Origin of the sequence: Pseudomonas sp. TWP3-1 (assembly GCF_049896625.1) — a bacterium.
Classification (GTDB): domain Bacteria; phylum Pseudomonadota; class Gammaproteobacteria; order Pseudomonadales; family Pseudomonadaceae; genus Aquipseudomonas.
The window spans coordinates 1-17,720 of record NZ_JAFCUQ010000013.1 but is presented as its reverse complement, the minus strand read 5'-3'; the positions used below and the strand labels follow the sequence as shown (position 1 = coordinate 17,720).

24 protein-coding genes are annotated in these 17,720 nt (G+C 59.3%); 6 read left to right on the top strand and 18 right to left on the bottom strand.

Annotation, left to right across the window (positions count from 1 at the left end):
- Nucleotides 1-86: 86 nt before the first annotated feature.
- The 3 genes from ACP7BN_RS18030 (at nt 87) to tsaA (ending at nt 2,047) form a co-directional block, all read left to right on the top strand.
- Nucleotides 87-797 carry an rRNA pseudouridine synthase gene (locus ACP7BN_RS18030; RefSeq protein WP_426205488.1) on the top strand — a complete coding sequence of 237 codons (711 nt, stop codon included), beginning with the start codon at nt 87-89 and terminating at the stop codon, nt 795-797.
- 76 nt (nt 798-873) lie between these two features.
- Entirely contained in the window at nt 874-1,344 is a 471-nt protein-coding gene (locus ACP7BN_RS18025) for a DUF1456 family protein (protein ID WP_420648255.1), read from the top strand.
- A gap of 4 nt (nt 1,345-1,348) precedes the next feature.
- The gene (gene tsaA / locus ACP7BN_RS18020; protein ID WP_426205487.1) at nt 1,349-2,047 is read left to right on the top strand and encodes a tRNA (N6-threonylcarbamoyladenosine(37)-N6)-methyltransferase TrmO; all 699 of its coding nucleotides are present in this window, start codon (nt 1,349-1,351) and stop codon (nt 2,045-2,047) included.
- Between the two features lie 60 nt (nt 2,048-2,107).
- Here tsaA and fpr read toward each other — a convergent pair whose 3' ends face one another.
- Nucleotides 2,108-2,887 carry a ferredoxin-NADP reductase gene (gene fpr / locus ACP7BN_RS18015; RefSeq protein ID WP_003443014.1) on the bottom strand — a complete coding sequence of 260 codons (780 nt, stop codon included), beginning with the start codon at nt 2,885-2,887 and terminating at the stop codon, nt 2,108-2,110.
- A gap of 139 nt (nt 2,888-3,026) precedes the next feature.
- Between fpr and ACP7BN_RS18010 the strand changes: the two genes are divergently transcribed.
- Nucleotides 3,027-3,953, top strand: a complete 927-nt coding sequence (locus ACP7BN_RS18010) for a LysR family transcriptional regulator (RefSeq protein WP_426205486.1) — start codon at nt 3,027-3,029, stop codon at nt 3,951-3,953.
- Here the strand turns inward: ACP7BN_RS18010 and ACP7BN_RS18005 are convergent.
- From ACP7BN_RS18005 to ACP7BN_RS17995, 3 genes are all read right to left on the bottom strand, one after another.
- Nucleotides 3,950-4,312: a diacylglycerol kinase gene (locus ACP7BN_RS18005; RefSeq protein WP_420648258.1), complete on the bottom strand. Its 363-nt coding sequence runs from the start codon at nt 4,310-4,312 to the stop codon at nt 3,950-3,952. The two genes, ACP7BN_RS18010 and ACP7BN_RS18005, sit on opposite strands and share 4 nt — an antisense overlap.
- 75 nt (nt 4,313-4,387) lie before the next feature.
- Nucleotides 4,388-5,038: a response regulator transcription factor ErdR gene (gene erdR, locus ACP7BN_RS18000; protein ID WP_420648259.1), complete on the bottom strand. Its 651-nt coding sequence runs from the start codon at nt 5,036-5,038 to the stop codon at nt 4,388-4,390.
- A 226-nt stretch (nt 5,039-5,264) separates the two neighbouring features.
- Nucleotides 5,265-6,005, bottom strand: coding sequence for a tRNA-uridine aminocarboxypropyltransferase (locus tag ACP7BN_RS17995; protein ID WP_426205485.1), 741 nt, complete (start codon nt 6,003-6,005; stop codon nt 5,265-5,267).
- Between the two features lie 187 nt (nt 6,006-6,192).
- On the opposite strand from ACP7BN_RS17995, the gene ACP7BN_RS17990 reads away from it, so the two are divergent.
- A complete protein-coding gene (locus ACP7BN_RS17990; RefSeq protein ID WP_426205484.1) occupies nt 6,193-6,618 on the top strand; it encodes a PA3611 family quorum-sensing-regulated virulence factor in 426 nt (141 codons plus the stop codon).
- Here the strand turns inward: ACP7BN_RS17990 and ACP7BN_RS17985 are convergent, their stop codons facing one another.
- Nucleotides 6,619-6,813, bottom strand: coding sequence for a hypothetical protein (locus ACP7BN_RS17985; RefSeq protein ID WP_420648262.1), 195 nt, complete (start codon nt 6,811-6,813; stop codon nt 6,619-6,621).
- A 352-nt stretch (nt 6,814-7,165) separates the two neighbouring features.
- Between ACP7BN_RS17985 and ACP7BN_RS17980 the strand changes: the two genes are divergently transcribed.
- The gene (locus tag ACP7BN_RS17980) at nt 7,166-8,284 is read left to right on the top strand and encodes a TIGR00730 family Rossman fold protein (RefSeq protein WP_426205483.1); all 1,119 of its coding nucleotides are present in this window, start codon (nt 7,166-7,168) and stop codon (nt 8,282-8,284) included.
- A 53-nt stretch (nt 8,285-8,337) separates the two neighbouring features.
- On the opposite strand, the gene recX is transcribed toward ACP7BN_RS17980, so the two are convergent.
- From recX to ACP7BN_RS17915, 13 genes are all read right to left on the bottom strand, one after another.
- On the bottom strand, nt 8,338-8,811 hold the full coding sequence (recX, locus tag ACP7BN_RS17975) for a recombination regulator RecX (RefSeq protein ID WP_420648264.1): 474 nt from the start codon (nt 8,809-8,811) through the stop codon (nt 8,338-8,340).
- Between the two features lie 8 nt (nt 8,812-8,819).
- Nucleotides 8,820-9,878, bottom strand: a complete 1,059-nt coding sequence (gene recA, locus ACP7BN_RS17970) for a recombinase RecA (protein ID WP_420648265.1) — start codon at nt 9,876-9,878, stop codon at nt 8,820-8,822.
- Between the two features lie 83 nt (nt 9,879-9,961).
- A complete protein-coding gene (locus ACP7BN_RS17965; protein ID WP_426205482.1) occupies nt 9,962-10,462 on the bottom strand; it encodes a CinA family protein in 501 nt (166 codons plus the stop codon).
- Nucleotides 10,463-10,530: 68 nt separating this feature from the next.
- Nucleotides 10,531-11,049 carry a lysis system i-spanin subunit Rz gene (locus tag ACP7BN_RS17960; RefSeq protein ID WP_426205481.1) on the bottom strand — a complete coding sequence of 173 codons (519 nt, stop codon included), beginning with the start codon at nt 11,047-11,049 and terminating at the stop codon, nt 10,531-10,533.
- Nucleotides 11,028-11,594 (bottom strand): glycoside hydrolase family 19 protein, encoded by a 567-nt coding sequence (locus ACP7BN_RS17955; RefSeq protein WP_426205480.1) that lies wholly within the window; start codon nt 11,592-11,594, stop codon nt 11,028-11,030. Before ACP7BN_RS17955 ends, ACP7BN_RS17960 begins: the two co-directional genes overlap by 22 nt.
- 33 nt (nt 11,595-11,627) lie before the next feature.
- The gene (locus ACP7BN_RS17950) at nt 11,628-11,882 is read right to left on the bottom strand and encodes a hypothetical protein (protein WP_426205479.1); all 255 of its coding nucleotides are present in this window, start codon (nt 11,880-11,882) and stop codon (nt 11,628-11,630) included.
- Entirely contained in the window at nt 11,882-13,024 is a 1,143-nt protein-coding gene (locus ACP7BN_RS17945) for a hypothetical protein (protein ID WP_426205478.1), read from the bottom strand. The genes ACP7BN_RS17950 and ACP7BN_RS17945 overlap by 1 nt, the downstream gene beginning before the upstream one ends.
- A 9-nt stretch (nt 13,025-13,033) precedes the next feature.
- On the bottom strand, nt 13,034-13,474 hold the full coding sequence (locus ACP7BN_RS17940) for a phage tail assembly chaperone (protein WP_426205477.1): 441 nt from the start codon (nt 13,472-13,474) through the stop codon (nt 13,034-13,036).
- A gap of 2 nt (nt 13,475-13,476) precedes the next feature.
- A complete protein-coding gene (locus ACP7BN_RS17935) occupies nt 13,477-14,397 on the bottom strand; it encodes a gp53-like domain-containing protein (RefSeq protein WP_426205476.1) in 921 nt (306 codons plus the stop codon).
- A gap of 41 nt (nt 14,398-14,438) precedes the next feature.
- The gene (locus ACP7BN_RS17930; RefSeq protein WP_426205475.1) at nt 14,439-14,906 is read right to left on the bottom strand and encodes a phage tail assembly chaperone; all 468 of its coding nucleotides are present in this window, start codon (nt 14,904-14,906) and stop codon (nt 14,439-14,441) included.
- A complete protein-coding gene (locus ACP7BN_RS17925; RefSeq protein ID WP_426205474.1) occupies nt 14,906-15,832 on the bottom strand; it encodes a hypothetical protein in 927 nt (308 codons plus the stop codon). The genes ACP7BN_RS17930 and ACP7BN_RS17925 overlap by 1 nt, the downstream gene beginning before the upstream one ends.
- Nucleotides 15,833-15,852: 20 nt before the next feature.
- Nucleotides 15,853-16,419: a tail fiber assembly protein gene (locus tag ACP7BN_RS17920; protein ID WP_426205473.1), complete on the bottom strand. Its 567-nt coding sequence runs from the start codon at nt 16,417-16,419 to the stop codon at nt 15,853-15,855.
- An 8-nt stretch (nt 16,420-16,427) separates the two neighbouring features.
- On the bottom strand, nt 16,428-17,519 hold the full coding sequence (locus tag ACP7BN_RS17915; RefSeq protein ID WP_426205472.1) for a phage tail protein: 1,092 nt from the start codon (nt 17,517-17,519) through the stop codon (nt 16,428-16,430).
- Between the last annotated feature and the right edge of the window lie 201 nt (nt 17,520-17,720).

The following is a 17,720-nucleotide window of genomic DNA, read 5'->3' as shown; positions in this document are numbered from 1 at the left end:
AAATACGAACACCCTACAAATGGAACCGGGCTTAACCGGCGCCAGGCAGGTACAATGCCCACCCCTTTTTTGTTACGGCCGCTGAAATGACTGACCCGATTCGCCTCTCCAAACGCCTCATCGAACTGGTCGGTTGCTCCCGCCGGGAGGCCGAGCTGTTCATCGAGGGCGGCTGGGTCACCGTGGACGGCGAAGTCATCGACGAGCCGCAATTCAAGGTCGAAGGCCAGAAAGTCGAACTCGACAAAGACGCCAAGGCCACCGCGCCAGAGCCGGTGACCATCCTGCTCAACGCCCCGGCCGGTATCGACGTCGAGAGCGCCATGCAGTTGATCAGCGCCGAAACCCTCAGCGAAGAGCACCGCTACGGCAAACGCCCGTTGCGCGGGCACTTCCTGCGCCTGACCGCCAGTGCCGACCTGCAGGCGAATGCCAGCGGTCTGTTGGTGTTCACTCAGGACTGGAAGATCCTGCGCAAGCTCACTGCCGACTCCGCCAAGATCGAGCAGGAATACGTAGTCGAGGTTGAAGGCGACATGGTTGCCCATGGCCTCAACCGCCTGACCCACGGCCTCAGCTACAAGGGCAAGGAGCTGCCGGCGGTCAAGGCCAGCTGGCAGAACGAAAACCGTCTGCGCTTCGCCATGAAAAACCCGCAGCCAGGAATCATCGACCAGCTCTGCCAGGCGGTAGGCCTGAAGGTGATCAGCGTGCGCCGCATCCGCATTGGCGGCGTGTCCATCGGTAAAGTGCCGGTCGGCCAATGGCGCTACCTGTCCGGCAAAGAGAAGTTCTGACAACTCTTATTTGCCGCCACACATTTTTGGCATTGCCCCCGCGCGATGCCCACAGCGAACGATCAGGATTGCCCACATGATTCATAACGACGTATTGCGCAGCGTGCGCTACATGCTCGACATCAGCGACAAGAAAGTCATCGAGATCACCAAGTCCGGCGGCATGGAAATCGCGCTGGAAGACCTGGTGAAATACCTCGACAAGAAAGAACAAGACGAAGAAGGCTTCGTGCGCTGCCCGGACGAAGTCCTCGCGCACTTCCTCGACGGTCTGGTAATTTTCAAGCGCGGCAAGGACGAAAGCCGTCCGCCGCAGCCAATCGAACTGCCGGTGACCAACAACATCATTCTGAAAAAACTGCGCGTGGCCTTCGAGCTGAAAGAAGACGACATGCACGCCATCCTCAAGGCTGCCGAGTTCCCGGTATCCAAGCCTGAGCTGAGCGCACTGTTCCGCAAGGTCGGCCACACCAACTATCGTGCGTGCGGCGACCAGTTGCTGCGCAACTTCCTCAAGGGCCTGACCCTGCGCGTTCGTCCGCAGTAAGCCAATGACCTACAGCGTGTCCCCCATCGGCTTCGTCCGCTCCTGCTTCAAGGAGAAGTTCGCCATCCCGCGCCAGCCACAACTGGCGCCTGCTGCCCGTGGCGTGCTGGAACTGGTGGCGCCTTTCGATCAGGGCGATGCGGTGCAGGGTCTGGAACAGGTCAGCCATGTGTGGCTGCTGTTCCTGTTCCATCAGGCGCTGGAAGACAAGCCACGACTGAAGGTGCGCCCTCCTCGTCTTGGAGGTAACAAGTCCATGGGCGTGTTCGCCACCCGCGCGACTCATCGACCGAACGGCATCGGTCAGTCGGTGGTGAAGCTGGACAAGGTTGAAGCCAATCGTCTGTTCATTTCCGGCATCGACCTGCTCGACGGCACGCCGGTTCTAGACATCAAACCGTATGTGCCTTACGCCGACATCATCCCCAGTGCCTCCAACAGCATCGCCAGCGCGGCGCCACAGTTGATCGACGTGCAGTGGACGGATGCGGCGCTGCAACAGGCGCACGGGCATGCGCTGCGTCTTGCCGAGCCATTGGTCGAGCTGATCGAACAGTGCCTGGCGCAGGATCCGCGCCCGGCGTATCAGACGCCTGCGCCGGAACGTGAATATGGCGCACAGTTCTGGGATCTGGATGTGCGCTGGCATTATCCGACGCCGGAGCAGATCCGCGTCCTCGAAGTCATTCCCGCCGAAGCATAAACCCCGCAAACGAAAAAGCCCCGATTGCCTGAGCAGGCAATCGGGGCTTTCTGTTGGTGCTTACTTCTCGACGAACGCGCGCTCGATCAGGTAATCACCCGGCTCGCGCATACGTGGCGAGACTTTCAGGCCGAAGCTGTTCAACACTTCGCTGGTCTCGTCGAGCATGCTCGGGCTGCCGCACAGCATGGCGCGGTCGTCCTGCGGGTTGATCGGCGGCAGGCCGATATCGCTGAACAACTTGCCGCTGCGCATCAGATCGGTCAGGCGACCTTCGTTCTCGAACGGCTCGCGGGTCACGGTAGGGTAGTAGATCAGTTTGTCGCGCAGTGCTTCGCCGAAGAACTCGTTCTGCGGCAGGTGCTCGGTGATGAATTCGCGGTAGGCGACTTCATTCACGTAACGAACGCCGTGGCACAGGATGACTTTTTCGAAACGCTCGTAGGTTTCCGGGTCCTGAATCACGCTCATGAACGGCGCCAGACCAGTGCCGGTGCTCAGCAGGTAAAGGTGTTTGCCTGGCTTCAGGTCGTCCAGCACCAGCGTGCCCGTAGGCTTCTTGCTGATGATGATCTCGTCGCCTTCCTTCAGATGCTGCAACTGCGAGGTCAACGGACCATCCGGCACCTTGATGCTGAAGAACTCCAGATGCTCTTCCCAGTTCGGGCTGGCAATCGAGTAAGCGCGCATCAGCGGGCGGCCGTTTGGCTGCTGCAGGCCGATCATCACGAACTGCCCGTTCTCGAAGCGCAGGCCCGGATCGCGGGTGCACTTGAAGCTGAACAGGGTATCGTTCCAGTGATGAACACTGAGGACACGCTCGTGGTTCATGTTGCTCATGTACGTGGGACTCCTGGGAATTAGTCAGCGCGGACTCTTCTGAGCGAATGCCGATAGTGCGCAATTGCATCGCATTCTAATAGCGACGACAATATCTGTTAACTGGATTATTAAGATAAGGGTTATCGGTTATATCGATATGCGATTTACTCTCCGTCAACTGCAAGTCTTTGTCGCCGTCGCCCAGCAGGAAAGCGTGTCCCGTGCTGCGGGCCTGCTGAACCTCTCGCAGTCGGCGGCGAGCACCTCGATTACCGAACTGGAGCGCCAGTCCAGCTGCCAGCTGTTCGACCGTGCCGGCAAACGGCTGAGCCTCAACGCCCTCGGCAAGCAGCTGTTACCGCAAGCGGTGGCGATGCTTGATCAGGCCAAGGAAATCGAAGACCTGCTCAACGGCAAGTCCGGTTTCGGCTCGCTTTCGGTGGGCGCGACCCTGACCATCGGCAATTATCTGGCGACCCTGTTGATCGGCAGCTTCATGCAGCGTCACCCGGAAAGCCAGATCAAGCTGCATGTGCAGAACACTGCCAACATCGTGCAACAAGTCGCTCACTACGAAATTGATCTGGGTCTAATCGAAGGCGACTGCAGCCATCCGGACATCGAAGTGCAGAGCTGGGTCGAGGATGAACTGGTGGTGTTCTGCGCCCCACAGCATCCGCTGGCCCAACGCGGTAGCGCGACCATGGAAGAGTTGACGCATGAAGCGTGGATCCTGCGTGAACAGGGTTCCGGCACGCGTCTGACCTTCGATCAGGCAATGCGGCATCATCGCAGTGCGCTGAATATCCGCCTTGAGCTTGAGCACACCGAAGCGATCAAACGCGCGGTGGAGTCCGGACTGGGGATTGGCTGCATCTCGCGCCTGGCCCTGCGCGACGCGTTCCGGCGTGGCAGTCTGGTGCCGGTGGAAACGCCGGATCTGGATCTGGCGCGGCAGTTCTATTTCATCTGGCACAAGCGCAAGTACCAGACTTCGGCCATGCGCGAATTCCTCGAGCTGTGCCGCGCCTTCACCGCCGGGGTGCAGCGCAGCGACGAAATCGTTCTGCCGAGCATCGCTTAAAGCAGAATCACCGCCCACACCAGCGCGATCATGGTCAACGCCACAAACTGTGCGGCGCTGCCCATGTCCTTGGCGTTCTTCGACAGCGGATGCAATTCCAGTGAGATGCGGTCGATGGCCGCCTCGACTGCCGAGTTCAGCAACTCGACGATCAGCGCCAGCAGGCACACCGCGATCAGCAGCGCCTGCTCGACCCGGCTGACATTCAAGAAGAACGACAACGGAATCAGCACGGCATTCAGTAGCACCAACTGGCGGAACGCCGCTTCGCCGGTGAAGGCTGCGCGCAGGCCGTCCAGCGAATAGCCGGATGCGTTGAGGATGCGTTTCAGGCCCGTCTGGCCTTTGAAAGGTGACATAAAGTAGATAACCGACCGAAGAGAAGTGGGGAAGCTAGAGCAACAAAAGTCAAAAAAGCGTGAAGACGCCAACCTTTACTGACTCGGAATTGACTCAAGTTGTTGCAGCAGTAAAGCCGCTTGCGTGCGCGTGCGCACATTCAGCTTGCGAAAAATCGCCGTGACGTGGGCCTTGATGGTCGCTTCGGACACGCTCAGCTCATACGCAATCTGCTTGTTCAGCAGGCCTTCACAGACCATGGTCAGTACCCGAAACTGCTGCGGTGTCAGGCTTGCCAGTCCATCGCTGGCAGCCTTGGCTTCAGCGGAAACGCTGACCGCTTCGAACGCCTGCGGTGGCCAGAACACATCACCATCAAGTACCGCTTTGACCGCTTGCTGGATCACATCCAGCGGGCTGGACTTGGGAATGAAGCCACTGGCGCCGAACTCCCGCGACTTGACCATCACCGAAGCTTCTTCCTGCGCCGAGACCATCACCACCGGAATCTGCGGGTATTGCCCGCGCAGCAGCACCAGTCCAGAGAATCCGTAAGCGCCGGGCATGTTCAGGTCCAGCAGCACCAGATCCCAATCGGCCTTCTCGGTCAGGCGCGCTTCCAGTTCGGCGATGCTCGCCACTTCCACCAGTCGCACATCCGGGCCAAGGCCCAGCGTCACCGCTTGATGCAGTGCGCTACGAAAAAGTGGGTGATCATCGGCAATCAGGATGTCGTATGTGGCCATTTTTCAAATGATCCTGTTTTTGATGGCGGATCCGATGCATTCGGATCGCCAAGGCGAATCAAGATGCCAGCACTTTTGCAGTGGCATCCACAGGGGCACGTTCAACGCCAATCACAGACAAAAACGGCGTTTCAAAGCCTGGCCGCACCCCAATCGGCGCCAAGCATGACCAGCGAAGCCTGGGTGGTCAAGCAGCGCGGTCAGTGCTTTAGCAGTATGGCCAGTATCAGGCCGGTACGGGTTGCGCGTTTCGTACAAACGGCAGCAGTTCTGCGTGAGCCGGGGTCGACAGATTGACGTCGAGTTGCTGTTTGGCACCGAGGTAATGCTGGCTGAACACGTCGAAATAGGCGTCCAGCGCCGACGCGGCATCGCTGTCACCCGCCAGTTCCAGACACAACGCCGCCACTTCGGCGGTGCACAGATGCTCGCTGCGCGTTGAGCGGCGCAGGCGGTAGCGCGACAGTTTGTCGGGCAGCAGGCTGAGGATCGGCAAGCGGTCGAAATACGGGCTCTTGCGGAAAATCTTGCGAGCTTCGGTCCAGGTCGCGTCCAGCAGAATGAACAGCGGACGCTTGCTGCTATCCGCATCGACCGTGTTGGTCACCCGCGATGGCTCGACGTATTCCCCGGGGAACACCAGATACGGTTGCCATTGCGGATCGCTCAGCAGCGCGAGCAACTGTTGATCAGGTTCGGTGCGCGACCAGATGAATGCATGGTTGTCGCGCACGATATCGGCGATCAGCCACCCGGTATTGCTCGGCTTGAACACTTCCTTGCCGGTCATGATCAGACACACGCCGGAGCGCGTATCGACGGTTGGTCGCCAGGCACACAGGCAATGACTGATGATCACCCGGCAATCGCGACAGCGTTCCGAGCGAAAGCCACGGGCCTGAATCGGCTTGATGCCTTCGTCCTCGCGTTGATCCCGCAAGCGGGCTACAGCGTTGGGATGATTCATTGCGGACGACGCCAGCAGACAGGGGAACTCGACACGAACAGCACTCAGGGGCAATAAAGGCCGGCAGTTTACCAGAGCGACGGCCACAAGCCTGTACCCTCCCGACCGGCTCCCCTATAATTCGCCGCCACTGAACGCACAGTCACGTGACGGGTCGAACCACCAGTCACTGAACCAGGAGAGTTTCATGCTGCGCCTTATCGTTCCCACCGCTGCCATTGTGCTAGCGTCGTCCTTCGGCGCTCAAGCTGCGTCCCTGAGTGAGCAGAATCTCAACCGAGAGCTGCGCAACGTTGCCGCACAAAGCAGTGTCGGCACGCCGCGGGCGATCAGCGAGGACATCCTTGATCAGGGCTACACCGTTGAAGGCACCACGCTGATCAACCACCTGAGCGTGCAAAGCAGCCACGCGGAAAAAATGCGTGCCGACCCCAAAGCCGTTTATTTCCAGTTGGGCGCCTCTGTTTGCAACAACCCGTCGTACCGCAAACTGATGGCCAAGGGCGCGATCATGCGTTACGACTTCACCGAAGTGAAAACCAACCGTGCAGTTGGCTCTGCCAGCTATCAGGAATCGGATTGCCCGAAAGCCGGCCCGGCGAAGAAGAAGTAATCAGCGAGAATTGGCGCGCCGCTGTTCATCCTCGGCGCGCAGTTCGGCCAGCAAGGCCTGCAAATAGCGCGAGCGGCGCTCTCCGCCTGAAAGACGTCGGCAACACTCCTCTTCGAGACTCAAATGATTGGTCTCGGCTGCTGCTTTCAATAATCGATACAGCTGCGTATCGATGTCCAGAATCACTCTGGTCATAAGCCCTGCCTCCATGCCACCCGCAAATCCTTAATCGCCTGCACCTTGCGTACGATCGCTGACGCAAAGCTGTGGTATCACGTCTGTACTTTAGTAAATCAGAGGGTTGCTCACCCGGAGCAGCTTCGGACGAGTGGCGAAAGCACTTTGCAAAACCACAATAAGCAGTTGCCAGCAAAGACATTGCGGCGTAATCATCAAGTCAGCGAAAAATCACACGAGGGTCTAGATTCAACGTATTCCCGCTCACCGTTTCGCGGCAGGAAAGGAGCTGCCGAGTAGAGGATTTTTTGCAGCGCGGCACTGACGCTGCCCGTCAGCGCCCAAGGCACTGTGCAGAAGGAGAAGTTGAATGCCTTACCAACCGAATGACCTCCTCAGCCGTCATTTTCAGGAAAGCGGCCACGACCTCATCAGCAAGGTCGGAGAACAACTCAACCTGGTTTCCCCCAACAGCCCGAACATTCCGATCTATCGCGACATGATTCTGACCGTGCTGCGCATGGCCCAGGAAGATCACAACCGCTGGAACGCCAAGATCACCCTGCAAGCCCTGCGTGAACTCGAGCAGGCATTTCGCACGCTCGAACAATTCAAGGGTCGGCGCAAGGTCACGGTATTCGGCTCGGCGCGCACCCCCGTCGAACATCCGCTGTACGCGATGGCTCGAGAACTGGGCGCCGAACTGGCCCGATCCGACATGATGGTGATCACCGGCGCCGGTGGCGGCATCATGGCCGCCGCCCATGAAGGTGCGGGCCCCGATCACAGTCTGGGGTTCAACATCACCCTGCCCTTCGAACAACATGCCAACCCGACGGTGGACGGCACCAACAACTTGCTGCCATTCCACTTCTTCTTCACGCGCAAACTGTTCTTCGTCAAGGAAGCCGACGCACTGGTGCTATGCCCAGGCGGTTTCGGCACGCTGGATGAGGCACTGGAAGTGCTGACCCTGATCCAGACCGGCAAGAGTCCGCTGGTGCCTGTGGTGTTGCTGGACACGCCGGGCGGTAAATTCTGGCAAGGCGCGCTGGATTTCATTCGCCAGCAGCTGGAAGAAAACCGCTACATCCTGCCGAATGATTTGAAGTTGGTGCGTCTGGTCTACAGCGTCGAAGAGGCGGTGCAGCAGATCAACGAGTTTTACAGCAACTTCCACTCCAGCCGCTGGCTCAAGCGCCAGTTCGTGATTCGTATGCACCACAAGCTCAGTGACCAAGCGCTGGAGCATATGCAGGAAGCGTTCGCTGATCTATGCCTCAGCGATGAGTTTCATCAACACGCCTACAACGGCGAGGAACATGACAACGCCGAGTTCAGCCACCTGGCGCGCCTGGCGTTTGCGTTCAATGCGCGAGATCACGGGCGTTTGCGAGAGCTGGTGGATTTCATCAATCAGCCAGAAAACTGGGCATCTTCCAAGCCACCCACTTCGCAACGAGCTCGAGAACCATTGAAGGTGACTTAGAGGCAAAAAAAAACGGCCCGCTATCGAAATAGCGGGCCGTTTTTTTGAATCGTTTAATCGTCCATGCTTCTGCCGCTGAACAAGCGGTTGATCAACTCCATCGAGAACCCGCGGTACGCCAGAAACCGGCCTTGCTTGGCTCGCTCTCTGGCATCAATGGGTAAATGCCCAGAGAACTTGCGTCGCCAAGTGTCCTCAAGCTGCGCCTGCCAACTGATCCCACTCTCGCGCAGGGCGAGTTCGATATCAGGGCGTTGCAAACCACGCTGACTGAGTTCTTCGCGTATGCGCAACGGACCATAGCCAGAGCGGGCGCGGTAGGAAACGTAGCTTTCGAGGTATCGGGCTTCGGAGAGCAGCCCCTCTTCCGTCAAACGGTCGAGGGCTGTTTCGATCATTTCGGGTGAAGCGCCACGCTGACTGAGCTTACGTGTCAGCTCGACTCGACCATGCTCGCGACGTGCGAGCAGGTCCATGGCGCATCGCCGCACCGCGACGAGGGTATCGAGTACAACGACGGATTTCATCGGTGCAATCAGATGTCAGCGTCAGCCAGGTCGTCTTCAGTCTCTTTCACCGCAGCAGCAGCCTTGGAGTCGATGACGGTCGGCGTCAGCAGCTTGTCACGCAATTGCTTCTCGAGCTTCTTGGCGATTTCCGGGTTGTCCGCCAGGAACTTGGCCGAGTTGGCCTTGCCCTGACCGATCTTGGTGCCTTCGTAGGCATACCAGGCCCCGGACTTCTCGACGAAACCATGCAGCACGCCCAGGTCGATCATCTCGCCGTTTAGGTAGATGCCTTTGCCGTAAAGAATCTGGAACTCGGCCTGACGGAACGGCGAAGCAACCTTGTTCTTCACAACCTTGACGCGGGTTTCGCTACCAACAACTTCGTCGCCTTCCTTCACCGCGCCGGTACGGCGGATGTCGAGACGAACCGAAGCATAGAACTTCAACGCGTTACCACCGGTGGTGGTTTCCGGGCTACCGAACATCACGCCGATCTTCATGCGGATCTGGTTGATGAAGATTACCAGGCAGTTGGCGTTCTTGATGTTACCGGTGATTTTACGCAGCGCCTGGGACATCAGACGGGCTTGCAGGCCCACGTGCATGTCGCCCATTTCGCCTTCGATTTCAGCCTTCGGCACCAGTGCTGCCACGGAGTCGACGATGATCACGTCAACTGCGTTGGAGCGCACCAGCATGTCGGTGATTTCCAGAGCCTGTTCGCCGGTGTCCGGCTGGGAAACCAGCAGGTCGTCGACGTTGACGCCGAGTTTGCCGGCGTACTCAGGGTCGAGGGCGTGTTCGGCGTCGACGAATGCGCAGGTCGCGCCGGCTTTTTGCGCCTGGGCGATCACGGACAGTGTCAGCGTGGTTTTACCGGAAGATTCAGGACCGTAGATCTCGACGATCCGACCTTTTGGCAGACCGCCAATGCCGAGCGCGATGTCCAGACCCAGAGAGCCAGTGGAGATAGCCGGGATCGCCTGACGGTCCTGATCGCCCATACGCATTACGGCACCCTTGCCGAATTGACGTTCGATCTGACCCAGGGCCGCAGCCAAGGCTTTCTTCTTGTTGTCGTCCATTAAAGTCCTCACGTAATCAATAAGGCCTGACGGCCAACACCTGTATAAGTAGCCAGTATTATTCCACAGCGTTCGCGGATCGCCTACCCCTGATTTTCGATTTCTCGTGCCGCTAGTCGCAGCAGCCCGTCTAGCGCGGCCTTCACCGTTTGTCGGCGGACTTCGTCGCGGTTGCCAGGGAAGTGCTGCACCTCGCTGGATACCGCGCCGCCCACGCCCCAGGCCAGCCACACCGTACCCACCGGTTTGCTCGGCGAGCCACCGTCCGGCCCGGCGACACCGCTGACTGCCACGGCAAACCGCGCCAGGCTTTTCTCCTGAGCGCCGCGCACCATGGCTTCGACCACCTCGCGGCTGACCGCACCCACCGTGGGAAAAAGCTCTGCCGGCACATTCAATTGCTGGGTTTTCTGCCGGTTGGAGTAGGTCACATAACCGGCCTCGAACCACGCCGAACTGCCGGGAATGCGCGTGATCGCCTCGGCAATCCCGCCACCGGTGCACGACTCGGCGGTGGTGACGTGAGCATTGAGCAATTGCAGACGTCGGCCGAGTTCGGCAGCCAGTTGGGTGATCTCTTTCACGGTGCTCTCCGGATCGAATGGAATGCGTACCACCGTACACGAGCCGGTTGCGCTTTCAATACACAAGCTTATTCAAAATGTTCGGGTGCCAGCGCTCTGATATAGGCCTGACACGCTTGCAAGGCAATCAGTCCGCGGTCGCCTTCGCCGGTGATGGCGACAATTCGTTGAGCATGCGCCGGGTCAAGTCGGGCGCGTACGGCTGCATGATCCACGCTGCCGGCGCTGGAGGTGGCTGACACCCCGCAGCCTGAGGCAGCATCGCCTGCGTCGATGAGGACTGACAGGCGCAAATCAGCAGTGGCAAGACGATCGCGCAAGCGATCCTGATCACGTTGGGCATCGCTGAGCACTCGATAATGGGTTTGTTCACTGGCCGCGAGCCGCTGTTCAACCAGAAGACGCTTGTCTTGTTCGGCCTGTTGCGCGGTCGCAGCCGCGAGATTCAACTGATTCAACATTTCAGCGTGCAGCCGCGCCTGGTCGGCCAGCTGCCGGCCGTAGCGCCAGTCCTGGAATTGCCAGGCCAGCGCGGCAGCAGCTAAAGCAAGCAGGCCAATGCCGATCAATCGCCAGGAGACAGGCATAACACCGCCCTCGCCCGCGCCCAGATATCCAGACGATCCTGCAGGCCGTTCAACCCGCCGTTGATTCGCCGGGTGATGCTGTTGAATTGATCGCGATCAGCCAGTTCGTTCAAACCGTTGACCGCCCAGAACCACGCAGCCGACTCGGCCGCCCATTGCGGCTGTTCGAGCAGCTCGGGCAAGCTCAGCAGCCGTTCATCGCCAAACAGTCCCAGGCTGCACTGGCGATAATTGCTGCGCCCAGTGATCTGAATCAGACCGCGACCGCGATATTTCTGTCCGTCGCCGTCGGCCTCTGGCGTATTGCCCAGACGTAACGCCAGCGTACCGGTGTCGTACTTGCTCAGATATTGGTTGTTGCCCAATTCGCGCACGTATTGCAGTTGCCCCGACTCATGCCCGACTTGCGCAAGAAACGCAGCGATGCGTTTGGGCGTGTCGATGCGATGGCCGGCCATAGCGGTGTTGAGTGCAGAAACAAAAACGCCCGCTTGGCTGCGGGCGTTGGGCATGATGTTGATAAGGTCATTTTCAGTAATTTGCATAATGCTCGATCCTCCCTGGATGCTTCGATTGAATCACGATTGACGCCCCCGCCCCGTCAGCCATTTCATTGCCAGGGTTTTCAGGGTGCCATCTGCTGCTGCCACTTCGGGCGAAGAAAAAACCCAGCCGAGTGTGCCGAAGTTCGCGGTCCAGTCGACTTGTGGCGCCGGAGTGACTTCGGTGATGTCTGCCCAGAGCAGATCCGGGTGAAACATCTCGACCATGTTGCCCTCGGTCGAGAACAGTTCGACCACGGTGTTTTCATGAATGCGTGCGTAGGTTTTCATCAGGCGTACTCGTAAATGATCACAACGCCGGGAGCGCCTGCTGCTCCAGATCTACCAGCGAGATTGGGGCCGATGGCCATTCCACCCCCACCCGAGCCATACCCTGAGCCTGGCATCGCATACCCCTTGCCTCCACTTCCCAACGGGGAACTGGCGCCATTCCCGGCAAGCGTCGAGCCATTGACCGAAATACCAGGTGCCCCGGCAGCACCAGCCGTATTGACAATGTTTCCACCGCTCGCAACGTCACCGCCTTGACCGCCCACACAAAGTCCCGTCGCATTCGCAGGCAACCAAGTGAGCCACGGAGAAGCCTGACCACCGGGCGCCGATACCAGAGAACCAAGAGAGCTAGTTCCGCCCACGCCACCGCCACTCGTAGGTGCTCCAGCAGTACCGCCGAGGCCGACCGTGACCACCTGGCTCGCTCCGACGATGTCGCTCGACAGCCAGGCCTCGGCGTAACTGCCGGAACCTCCGCCTCCGGAAAGGGAATACTGGCTAGCGCCGGTCGATACAGCGCCCGCACTTCCGCCTCCCCCACCCACAATCTTTACCAATACATTCCTCATGCCCACCGTCGGCACATACATCCCCGAAGCAGCAAACGTCCTCACACCCAACAACCGCCCGCCGTTGGCATTGCCACCACTGGCATACACCAACACCCAGCTGTCCAGTGCCGCGCTGAAAACTACAGAACACACGCTGCCAGCGACTATCTCGGCAGGCCGCAAAGCACTCAGCGCGAGACTCACTAGCGGCTTGGGCACAAGCCCATTCGGCGCGAATGTACTCGCCGCTGTATTGGCGTTTGCGGCAGTAAAGCGCAGCGCCAAGCCATCCTTCAAAGTCGTAATGACTGGCAGGTAATTAGCCATATAAAGGTTGGCAGCACCGACATCGGCCGCATGCTTGTCCTCTCCAGCCTGACTGAGCTTTTTGATCGCTTGCAGCAGTTGCGTGGCATCCGCTTCACTCGGTGCGAGGCCAACGGATTTGACGACATTCAACAGCTCATCGGTGACGCCATTGCCCCACGTTGCCGGGATCAACGACCCCGGCAAACCGCCGACGACGTCCTCATTGACGAATTTGCCGTTCACCAGCCCTGCACTGGGAACGCTTTTTGGATAATCCATTTCAATTCCTCAGGCGCTGACGCGCAGAAAACTTTCCAGCCAGTCAGGCTCGACCGGACGCGATTGAGCATCAGGAAAGTCCGGGGCATTGGGCCAGTCGCGCAATGCTTGCCGATACGCCAGCAGTTGCTTGAACTCTTCGGCACGCAATGTCGTGCCCCCACCGGATTCCATTTCCTCAGCGTCACGAAATACCAACCATTGAGTGTCGCGAAGCACTGAGTTGCGCCATGCGCGCTCATGAGTGATGCGCGCCGCAGGAGAGATCACCGGATCAGTCAGTACGGGCTGCCCACTGACACTGGCGCTGATGACTTTACCGAGTGCCTGTCCGGCAAACAGGTCGGCATATTGAGCGTAAGTAATTTCTACTGCGCCTTCGGGTAACTCGGGATAAGGGCTTTCGACTCGATCAAATCCGAGTGTTTGTGCGTAAAAATGAATCTTCATGGTCATTTCCCCCAAACCAGTATGCGGCCCATGATTCCCGGATCCGGTCGGACGCTTGAGGCAGCGACGTTCCTGACGCGCGCCACAGCCACCGATGTCGTTGAAGCGGCCAGATCAAATGCCCAAACGGTCGTGTTGCCCGTGCTCCAGCCAGCCGGATTGCCCTCATCGGCAACTCCGCCGACGATCGCCGTCTGAAATCTGATCGGCAATGAAATGGTCATGATGCCGTTGGCGTCGGATCCCCCCACGGCCCATTGAAAAACCAGACCGCTGGGCAGTTTTTGATAACCGGCAGTAGCGAGTTGCAAGCCAAAGGCGTTTGCATATTTCAGGCTGGCGGTGCCGTGGACCGTCCAGACGCCGTAGCCCTTAACGAGCTGCGCGCTTTCACCACCGTTGATGGTGATCGAGGTCAGATAAGCACCCTGCGGGCAGATTTGTGCTCCGGCTTTACTGGCGATCGTGATGACCGAATTGCTCAGGCAATGAAAACTCAGGGTGGCGCCATCGGGGACGCTGGAGACCTCAGGCAGCGTCACGGTGTAAGCCGTGGTGCCACCCAGCCCGAACGCACATCCCACATCTGCAGCAGTCAGCTGGGCCGTGTCGATCAAGCTTTTAGCATTGGCATGGTTACCCAACGCCCGTTGCACAAATTCAGCCGTGGCCACCGCTTTACCGGTATCAAACTGCGGCGCAGTGGAAAACAACCGAGAACTGCGCAAAGCACCCAGCAACTGGTTGCTGGATGCCTCGTTCGGCGTCATGCCCGCCGCCTGAACCACGCTGAGTACTTCCTGCGTGACACTATTGCCCCACGTCGCCGGGATCAGCGAACCGGGTTTGCCGGCAATCGGATCTTCATCGACAAACTGTCCATTCACCAGGCCGACGCCAGGCACACTCTTGGGATAGTCCAAGGTTCATCTCCTTATCTGAAAACGTAAGCGGCGCGATGGCATCAGCCGAGCGTGCCGGGCAACCATTGCGGCGCTGAGGGCCGAGATACAGCGGTCGGATATCCGCTGGAATCGGGCCAGTCACGCAGTGCCTGGCGATATTCCAGCAGTTGCAGGTATTGCTGGGCCTTGAGCATTGTGCCGCGCCCCAGGTCCTGCTCATCGCGATGGCGCGTGATCAGCCATTCAGTAGCTGCAAACGCAGACTGGCGCCAGGTGCGCCCTGCATCAGCGGGTTCCTTGTCCTCGGCAACCGCTGTCTGAATAACAACCGCAGGTGGCTCTGCAAGCGCTGGCTCAACGGCCAGCGCGGCTGCGGCCAATGGCGCGCCGATTTCGACATTCACCCCGTCCGGCACCCGCACGATGGAGGCTACAAAAGAAGGTGCATACAGTTCAGTGATCGCGTAGTCACCACTGTCGATCAGCTCGACCGCGACACCGTTCTCGATCCGTGCGTATAGCGCCATTACTCGTACTCCCAGATTTCACAAAAGGCGTTGCCGCCAGCGCCGCTGACCACTGAAGCAGAAGCGTTGGTTGAACAAGAGCCGCTACCGCCCGAGCCCCGCCCGCCAGCAATGCCGTTTCCGTTCACGCCGACTCGCGTGCCACCACCGTCAAACGGACTGGCGGCCCCGGCTCCCGAGAGCACGCCCCAATTGGCGTTGTACATCGCATATTCACCGGGTATCCCTCGGGCATTGGTGAGGTTGCCGCCGGTGAAGGTTTGTCCACCGGCCCCGCCCTGCACAAACCCGGACGCAGTTGCAGAAGTCAAAACCGTCAGAGTTTGTCCACCCGATCCGCCAGTAGCGCTCATGTAGCTACCGAAGGAAGCACCTCCCCCAGTCAATCCAGCAACGTTGCGTGGTGCACCTCCGGCCCCAAGTGAGACCGGCACACCCGCGAGCATTTCCGGCGTCACTTCATACAAGCTCTCGACATAGGCGCCGGCACCTCCACCGCCGCCAATAGCTTGATAGGTGGCAGCGACCGGGGCGCATCCGCCACCAGAGCCACCTGCCCCGACCAAACGCACCCGGATGCGTTTGGCTTTGGGATGTGGCTTGTAAACCGTGATCCCGACCGCGTCGATCTGTCTGATCGCCAGCAACCGGCCACCGGCATCAGTGATGCCGTATCCACTCAAAGTGGTCGGTGTGTTCTTCAGTTTGTTGAAATCGACCAATGCACCAATCGCGGTAGCCAACTGGTCGGTTTTCGCCTCGTCCGGAGTCAGCCCGGCAGCTTTGATAGCGTTGAGGATTTCTTGCGTCACACTGTTGCCCCAGACAGCGGGGATCAACGAGCCAGGCGTGCCGGCAATCGGGTTTTCATCGATAAACCCACCGTTGACCAAGCCCACACCGGGAATGCTTTTTGGATAGTCCACTGCACTGTTCCCTGTGTAGTTCAGTTGCTGACGGTGGCGCCTGGCACGACAGGCCAGTTCAGTTCACCGGGAAAACCTGGCTGTTTTTCGACCCGGTTCAACTCCACGCTGTAGAGCTTCCACTCAAGCAATTGCAGTTGTTCTTCGTGGCTCGCATCGCCGATGTCTTCGGCATATTGCAAGGGGGCGATGCGCAGGACGGCGTCGCGCAGCAGTGCGTCGCGCCGGGTAAGAACTTCGGCGCTGATCTGCGCCTGACGCCGGGGTTCATCCACGGCCCACGTGTTGTCCTGCCAGACATGGAATTGGTCGGGACAAGGCTCAGCCGTGAACTCTTGCGGTAGTGCCCCCAACTCGCTCCAGGTTTGCAGGGCACCGTTGTCTTTGCGATACACAGTGCCGCGCTGATCGATCAGCTCGCGTGGGATGCCATTGACCAGCGCCCAGCTACGGCCGGTCTCAGGTGTCGGCAGCTCGTAAGCCAGTTGCACCGCATTGGCGGGCAACTGAATACCGATCCCGGGCGTAACGAAAAACTCGACCGGCCCGACCAGAGCGCCGACGTCGTCCACTAGATAATTAAACATGGAGCACCTCAAATGACTTTCATGCGGCCGGGGTAGGCAACGTTGCGCGGGCGGGAAGAGAAGGAATACAAAAGCGTATTGGCGGGATCCATCTGGTAACTGGTGCCAGCGGGGAAAATCGGGCCACCGTTGGAGGGAGTGGTGAACACTTTTGTTTCGTGGGTCTGGGCGCCCACAGCCGAAAGACTGTCGGACCAGCGCGAGCCTACGGCGCCGGCGCCTTGGGCACCCATTACGTAGGAGTGCACCGTACCCGCCTGATTGGAACCCATTACACGCGCCGGATCGGCGTTGCGCCCTTCATCGAGCACTCGCAGAAAGTCGCCGCGCAGTTCTGGCCCACGGAAGGTCAGCGCGCCGTCGCCCGGCGTCCAGTTGCCTTCATTACCGGCCCGGGTGGCTTCGGTATTGAGCATCCCCGAGCGCTGTGCGTGATCCCACAACCACGGCCACTCGGCACGGTTCATCAGCGTACCGTTAAGCGCGCCGTAACCACCCGGGCTGAGCAACGTGGTGGTCTCGAAAAAGGGTCGGCCCAACGCGGTATTGTCGAAGCGACCGATCGGCCACCAGCTACCAGCACCGTCACTGCGCAAATGCCACCAGTCACCACCGCCCATCAGCACTAGAAACGGGTAGCCGCTTGGGGACAGGTGCGTGTGAAAACGGATCCGGTCAGTGCCGGACGCCTGCACCACCAGTCGATTGCCGCTGTTGTCGACGCGCCGCAAAATTACGTCGCGTACACCCAGTCCGATGTTGGCCGCAGGCAACGTCAATGTTGTGGATCCGGGACTTCCGTCGATCAATACCAGCCCAAGTTCCTGATCACTTAGCGTCTTCGATGCCGCGAGCCGCGTCACCACCGAACGCATCGGACTCGCCGCCCCGACAATCGCCTGAATCGCCTTGAGCAACTGTCCGGTATCCGCCTCGGAAGGCATCAGCCCGCCACCGGCAATCACATTCAAAATTTCCTGGCTGACGCTGTTGCCCCAGACGGCCGGGATCAGCGAACCCGGGGTGCCGGCGACGGGGTTTTCATCGACAAACCGGCCATCCACCAGCCCGACGCTGGGAATGCTTTTTGGATAGTCCATAAGTTTCTCATTCCTCTGTAATGACAAATGAAGCGTGCGCGAACGGAGGTCACTGCGACCCTGGTCACGCTTCGTCTTCTGAATCGAGTAGGAGGCGGATTTACATCCGCCGTCCTCTCACACCACCGTACGTACGGATCCGTATACGGCGGTTCAAGCTATGCGGCTAAGCCGGTTTATCGTATCCAGTACCGAGACCAA